Source organism: Siminovitchia sediminis (assembly GCF_042680885.1).
GTDB classification, from domain to species: domain Bacteria; phylum Bacillota; class Bacilli; order Bacillales; family Bacillaceae_C; genus Siminovitchia; species Siminovitchia sediminis.
Genome location: NZ_JBHUEO010000020.1, coordinates 58,359 through 64,830 on the forward strand (window position 1 = coordinate 58,359; position 6,472 = coordinate 64,830).

Consider the following 6,472-nt stretch of genomic DNA (forward strand, 5'->3'; position numbering starts at 1 on the left):
GAATTAAATTATATTATTATTGGAAAGTGATAATTATGCCTGCTAGGGGCGGGATATACTGAGTCGTTAACAAAATGTTGTACTATTTTAAAAGTAGAAAATCAAATCAGTTCTTGGCAAAATCAGAAACATAGGTTAGTATTAACAGAGACGTGCAATTTTTTACTTCATAGAGCAGGGGGACATAAAATGGAAGCGATTGCTGAGACAACTCGTACGATTGAAGAAGAAAGACAATATAGAAAAGAGCGATTGGCTGCTGCCTTCAGGCTGTTTTCCAAATTTGGCTTTGACCATGGAGAAGCGGGCCACATTACTGCCAGAGATCCGGAATATCCTGATCATTTCTGGGTGAACCCTTATCGTGTACATTTCAGCCAAATCAAAGTGTCCGATTTGGTTTTGGCAAATGACAAAGGCGAAGTAGTTGAAGGTGATTATGACGTCAACGCAGCTGCATTGGTTATTCATTCGGCTGTTCATAAAGCCAGACCAGACGCCATTGCTGCGGCTCATGCGCACACGACTTACGGACAGATTTGGTCCACTACCGGCAAGCTCCTTCAGCCGTTGACTCAAGATTCCTGTGCATTCTACAAAGATCACAGTATCTTCGATGATTATACAGGGGTCGTTTTAGAGAAATCTGAAGGTGAGCGGATTGCTGATGCTCTAGGAAATTATAAAGCTACAATCTTAAGAAACCACGGCTTATTGACGGTTGGTCATAGTGTAGAAGAGGCTGCCTGGTGGTTTATTTTAATGGAAAGGGCCTGCAGGGAGCATGTGTACGCCCATGCGATCGGGAATCCAATTGAAATCGATGAAAAATACGCAGAGATCACATATAAGCAGGAAGGCAATCCGGAGGCGGCCAGAGGCATGTTCAAGCCCCTTTGGGACCGCATTGTGGCGGAGCAGCCTGATTTCTTGGATTAATCTTGCAACTGTGAACTCAACGCTTTATTTACGGAAAACGTCCGAACGATGTTTCGAAATTCTCTGGTAGAATTCGAATGAGTTTGGACTTTTTATTTTATTGACTACCTTATCTTATGATCATCCGGTATAGAACAAGAAATGATTGTAAACTAAGGATGTCATCCTAAAAAAGGCTAGCCTCCTACAAAGAATAGGCGCTCATTTTCATAATATAATGACTTATCGACTCCAGTTTGGAAAGGGGTTAATGACACGATGATTGCATTAAGAAATGTTCAGGCTGCAGATTTAGAACAATTGTTACTTATTGAGAAGGAGGGCTTAAAAATCTTTTCGTAAATTGCATAAATTGGCGGGGTGGATTATGGAACAGCGACAAAGAATGTGGACTTATGGGACAGTCAGTATCATCATCACAATTTGCATCTCAGGATTCGGAAGGATGTCCTATGGGATTCTTATGCCTTTTATGAAGGAAGAGCTCTCTTTATCCTATCAGCAGGCGGGTATGCTTGGAACTGCTACGGCGATAGGCTATCTCCTTATGGTTTTGCTTGTTGGAATCATGGCCTCTAAGTGGGGTTCAAAACCACTCGTCGTTTTTGGACTTTTACTATTATCCATGGGCTGTGCAGTTTTATTTGGTGCTGAGAGCTATGTGGCTTTACTTATTGGTATGATAACTCTGGGAGTTGGAACCGCTTTTGGCTATACACCTCTTGTTAACATTGTTGTGGGGTGGTTTCCAAATAACAGGGGGTTGATGATCGGTCTTATGTTATGCGGCATGGGGCTGGGAACCCTTATTGCAAGCCTGCTTACTCCAGTATTCAATTCTTGGTTTCTTGCTGATGGCTGGCGCTATCTATGGCTGCTGTTTGGCGGGATATCATTTCTTACCATGCTAGTTACACTGAAAATCTTAAAAGACCCCCCGGTACCATTGCGCAACAGCGGAAAACAGAAGGAATCTTTGTTCAAGAAGGTTTATTTTCACAAAGGGGTCTTACTTGTGGCTGTGGTTTATGGGTTGATCGGGTTTGCATATTTAATCCCGCAAAGCTTCTTTTTCAGTTACATTCTGGAAGCAGGTGTTGTTGAAAGCCAAGCCGGCACTATTATGGCTTTGGGAGGATTGGTGAGTATCTTCAGCGGACCGGTGTGGGGAGCGGTCTCCGATAAAATAGGGCGGAAATTTTCATTATGTTTAACTATTTTTTTGGGAGCGCTGTCCATGATGACTCCCATTTTGCTGCCGGTCTTTTTTGGATTCTTATTTAGTCAATTCCTCTGGGGGTTTACGTATGTTGGGATGCTTTCTCTTGTCCAGGCACTTTCGACAGAACAGGTTCATCCATCGTATGTACCTATTGCTTTGGGGTATGTCACCATCTTTTTTGCAAGCGGACAGGTACTCGGGCCGGGTCTAGGGGGCATGTTCGTTGACAAGCTTGGAGGGATTTCTGCTGCGTTATGGTTTTGCGTTATTTTATTGACAATAGCTTTGTTATTGTCGGTAAAATTAAGAACTCTATCAGCAGAAGAATTTAATGAGACAATGTATAAAGCTACGCCAAGGTAAAGATTGGTGTAAAGGCTGAACCGATTAATCACTTGATTGATCAACAAGACATATACTTATCTACTTCTACTATCGGCGCTTTCCTGGACAGGGGACCAGCGCTTTTTTCTATTTTAAGTCAGACTCATAATGGTCGATGTTATAGATTATCATAAGATTTGTAGAAATAGTAATGAGAAATAAGTGGCTCTTGGGAGGTGACAAAGGGAAATACGGATTATTAGTTACTGGTAAAGCTCTTTACTTGCAGCATATTTAGCGGCTGAAAAAAAACTGGTTGTTAGCCGGATTTAATGAAAAATGATTAAAAATAAATCTTTGTTGGGTACGGTAACAGGAGGGGTTTTTTTGCCGTTAGGAATGTTAGTGATTATCAATTGTAGTGATTGATTATCCTTAATAGGATCCGTCCTGAATCAATTGCTTGACCGAATCTGTTTCACCAAGCTCTGCTGCCTTCAGCAGTTGTTCCTCCAAACGTTCCATATTTTCCTTCTCCTTTGTTTTGTTTACTTCCTCCTTGTTGCCGGCTATGTCGCACGATTGAAGCAATAGAATGCAAACTGCCCATGGAAGGATCCACTTTTTCATCTGTAAGTCCCCCTGTTTGTCATCGTGAGGTTTGTTCTTCCTCCATTATGATGGATTCTGTAATCTCCAGCCACAAAGTAGCTGATTGGATGCCTATGTTACGAAAAAAAAAACCGCTTGGGGAGCTGTTCACTATAGGGCATTGTTTCTATTAAACGATGTAATCCCATAGTCCGGGGTAAAATGGCTTATTTTTGCTGTTAAAAATCCTTTTTGTTTGCTAAAATGAAATTGGAATATTTTACATACAAAGGGGTGGGAAGAATGATCACATTTATTAAAAAAATGTTTAACGTTTTGAATGGGAATCAAATGGAATCCGACTTAATGTCCCGTGCGATGGACAGTGCGCTTCAGGACAAAGCCGGTATGCTGGGAAGCACCTTAGGCTCATTTTCGGGGAGCAGTTACCCTGACGATATCGAAGACCTTGTGTATCAATCCCATATGGACGATCAAATGCTCCGGGATATGCACGATCCGTATTTAAATCCGGGACAGGATATTGTGGTGGATGAAGTCTATCACGGGATTGACCATGGGAGCGACCATCACTACTAAGACATTTAAAGAGATAGATGGCATCTAGAAGGGAGTCAGAGGGATGGGGATTACCTATTTACTGAGAGATTATACGGAAGATTTGCCGGTATGGCTTGGATACTATACAGTTATACACGCGGTGGTTATTCTTTATTTTTGGAAGGTCCACCATAAAATCTTTAAATCGAGGCCGATCGGTACACGATCTTTTATTCTGTCTTTAGCCGGATTTGGTTTTGGACAGGCTTATAACAGACAGATCATCAAGGCGGTTATTGCAGCAGCCATTATTCCGTTTTTAGCCGTATCTTATAAAAATGGCTTGCTGCCTGAAACTGATACAATGGCATTCATAATTTTTGGTGTGATTGTTCTTATCAGCATTGATGCCGGGGCAAGTGCTTATTCCGGGCAGAAGCGGGCAGAAAGGCAATACCGGACAAACGAAATTATGAAAAAAGCCCAAAAAGTCAAGAAGTATGGCCAGGGCGACCATCAATTTGGTGTTGATACGAATATTTTAATGCATGAGCCGGATCTGCTCGTCTATTTAATGGAAAAGGAACATTTTCATTTAAATATGAGCATGATGGTATTCAGTGAATTGGATGGGCTGAAAAAGAATGATGACCCGCTTACACGAAGAAAAGCGCAGCTTGCTTTTGACATCATTGAAGAGTTCCAGCAGCGCGGACAGCTTAAAATACTGAAGACGCCAAAAACGGACGATATTAGAAAGTATGGGCTTGGCGGCTCTCCGGATGAAAAAATCATTGGTACATATATGAAAGAAAGAGAAAACGGCATCCCAAATCTTGTGTTCCTTTCCAATGACAAAGGAGCAAGAATCATAGCAAGAAATGTGGGAATGCCTGTGGCGGATATCTCATAAGAAAGGAGGACTACTCTGTAAAAAGGATGAGTGAACATACCTTTTGTGCCGGAGTAGTCTTTTTGTGTTTCAAAAATGAGTTCTGTCTTGGGAGATGTATTTGGACATTCATTTATGCGTGAAATATTTTGCATAACAGGTACACAAAACACAAGGGTTTAAATGCTCAATTGTCTATCTGTGCTTCTTACCCTTCTTACTCATCGAGCCCGCTGATTGAATCAGTCACTTTAACCTTTGGCTATAAACATGGATGCAACTTGGTTCAAAAAGATACGATTACCGTGGTAGTATCTTCATCTTAATGGATGTAAAGCCAGTATCAAATAATAGCTTCTTCAGGTTTTCATGCTCAAATCGTATGGACTTATAGATGTTTCACGTGATCATTTTTATTGAAATCAATAATACATTAACTCTCCTCTGTTATTGAGAACGTTATATCATTCATGTAAAATTTTGAGGGTATCCGGAATATATAGAAGGACTAATGACATGACAATGATGTCTGCTTTAAGATTGGGGGGGTTCTTCGATAAAATCTGCACAAAGCACCCGGCCCGTTTGTTATTCCCCTGCGAGAAATTTTTCTTCTGCTATCTTCAACATCTGCTTTGATGAATCCACCAACAATGCAGAAATTACCAAGTCTGATAACTCTGAGCCAAGGAGACCAGTACCGCCCCCAAGGATTTTGATTTACCCTTTCGTAATTCTGGTCTTACTTCCTTAACGATCACATAGCTAATTCCAATGTTTTATGTATCATAACTTATGCGATTTGCTCAAAAGTGTTTGCCATTCTTTGTTCCTTTAATTACATAATACTTTGTAAAATTCCGCGCATTTCTCTGATGTAAATAAGGGGGCAATGTTGCTATTTATTCAATGAAGCACATCATTGTATAGATCAATATACAGTGTACCGTCCTTTTGAATTTCAGCATAAAAAACTTCGGATACAGATTGTACACCTGAAAGTTTCAATTGTCTTTCTAACCATTGCTGGTCCAAATTTAATTTTTCTAAGTTCACTTGTTTAATTTTACCATCGCTAATGACAGATGTAGAAATCGGAAAAACATCAACAGTTGTCTGATTTATTTTCATATCACTCTTTGTCACGGCTTGCTTGGGTTCTTTTTTCATAACTGAAAGAGTTCCATCTATTTCAAAAATGGCATATTCTACATCAGACACGGAAAATACATTTTTCTTTCGCAATAAAGCATGTAAAGCATCAATGTCTAAACGTACTTTACGAAGTTCATTTTCCATGATTTGACCTTTTTTAATAAGTATTCTAGGCTGGCCCTCAATGGCTGAACGAAACTTTGGGAACTTTATATCTAAGATGCCGATAAATATAGTAAAAGCACTCCATGCTGCTAATGCCAGGAATCCATTTGTGATACTTATGGATGAATCAATAGCAAAAGAAGCACCTAATGTACCTAATGAAATGGCAGAGACAAAATTAAAAAAGGTCATTTGGGATATCTCTTTTCTACCCATAAGCCGTGTGTGTAGTGCAAAATAAAAGTGCAGAGTTATGAAACATAAACGTACATAACTTTGCATTTTATTTAAAAGAAAAAAGACCTTGCCAGCCATTCAAATCTTCTCTACTGTAGTTGGTGTCGAATCAATCACAGTGGAGGTCGAAAGGAATGCTGGCAATGTCTGAAATCAATTGTATCAAACTTTTAAGGAACCAGAAATCATTTTCTATCAATAAAATAGCCAAAACTTTGGGAATCAACTGGAGGACTGCCAAGAAATATGCAGATTACGATCAAGTCCCCCAGGAAAATGTTCAAAAGAAGAGCGGCATGATGTACGAAGAGCCATGGGGGGAGATTGTCTCTGACTGGCTCGCTGAAGATGAGAAGCTGAAGAGAAAGTCAAGGAGGACCAACAAG

Annotated in this window: 6 protein-coding genes and 1 pseudogene; 5 read left to right on the forward strand and 2 right to left on the reverse strand. The window is 40.2% G+C overall.

Annotation, left to right across the window (positions count from 1 at the left end; translation table 11 throughout):
• Positions 1 to 189 precede the first annotated feature (189 nt).
• The gene (locus ACFSCZ_RS09120) at positions 190 to 939 is read left to right on the forward strand and encodes a class II aldolase/adducin family protein (protein WP_380773600.1); all 750 of its coding nucleotides are present in this window, start codon (positions 190 to 192) and stop codon (positions 937 to 939) included.
• A 367-nt stretch (positions 940 to 1,306) separates the two neighbouring features.
• Positions 1,307 to 2,524: a YbfB/YjiJ family MFS transporter gene (locus ACFSCZ_RS09125; protein WP_380773601.1), complete on the forward strand. Its 1,218-nt coding sequence runs from the start codon at positions 1,307 to 1,309 to the stop codon at positions 2,522 to 2,524.
• Between the two features lie 396 nt (positions 2,525 to 2,920).
• On the opposite strand, the gene ACFSCZ_RS09130 is transcribed toward ACFSCZ_RS09125, so the two are convergent.
• Positions 2,921 to 3,115 carry a hypothetical protein gene (locus ACFSCZ_RS09130; protein ID WP_380773602.1) on the reverse strand — a complete coding sequence of 65 codons (195 nt, stop codon included), beginning with the start codon at positions 3,113 to 3,115 and terminating at the stop codon, positions 2,921 to 2,923.
• A 264-nt stretch (positions 3,116 to 3,379) separates the two neighbouring features.
• Here ACFSCZ_RS09130 and ACFSCZ_RS09135 point away from each other — a divergent pair, with 264 nt between their 5' ends.
• Positions 3,380 to 3,676: a hypothetical protein gene (locus ACFSCZ_RS09135; protein WP_380773603.1), complete on the forward strand. Its 297-nt coding sequence runs from the start codon at positions 3,380 to 3,382 to the stop codon at positions 3,674 to 3,676.
• 43 nt (positions 3,677 to 3,719) lie between these two features.
• Positions 3,720 to 4,550, forward strand: a complete 831-nt coding sequence (locus ACFSCZ_RS09140) for a PIN domain-containing protein (RefSeq protein WP_380773604.1) — start codon at positions 3,720 to 3,722, stop codon at positions 4,548 to 4,550.
• Positions 4,551 to 5,435: 885 nt separating this feature from the next.
• Here ACFSCZ_RS09140 and ACFSCZ_RS09145 read toward each other — a convergent pair.
• Positions 5,436 to 6,164 (reverse strand): YetF domain-containing protein, encoded by a 729-nt coding sequence (locus ACFSCZ_RS09145; RefSeq protein WP_380773605.1) that lies wholly within the window; start codon positions 6,162 to 6,164, stop codon positions 5,436 to 5,438.
• Between the two features lie 56 nt (positions 6,165 to 6,220).
• Between ACFSCZ_RS09145 and ACFSCZ_RS09150 the strand changes: the two are divergent.
• Positions 6,221 to 6,472: pseudogene (locus ACFSCZ_RS09150) on the forward strand (IS21 family transposase); the annotation flags it as partial.

Excerpts from the sequence above, each read along its gene's own strand:
- ACFSCZ_RS09125 (WP_380773601.1), top strand. The coding sequence starts at position 1,307 with ATGGAACAGCGACAAAGAATGTGGACTTATGGGACAGTCAGTATCATC.
- ACFSCZ_RS09130 (WP_380773602.1), bottom strand. The coding sequence starts at position 3,115 with ATGAAAAAGTGGATCCTTCCATGGGCAGTTTGCATTCTATTGCTTCAA.
- ACFSCZ_RS09135 (WP_380773603.1), top strand. The coding sequence starts at position 3,380 with ATGATCACATTTATTAAAAAAATGTTTAACGTTTTGAATGGGAATCAA.
- ACFSCZ_RS09120 (WP_380773600.1), top strand. The coding sequence starts at position 190 with ATGGAAGCGATTGCTGAGACAACTCGTACGATTGAAGAAGAAAGACAA.
- ACFSCZ_RS09140 (WP_380773604.1), top strand. The coding sequence starts at position 3,720 with ATGGGGATTACCTATTTACTGAGAGATTATACGGAAGATTTGCCGGTA.
- ACFSCZ_RS09145 (WP_380773605.1), bottom strand. The coding sequence starts at position 6,164 with ATGGCTGGCAAGGTCTTTTTTCTTTTAAATAAAATGCAAAGTTATGTA.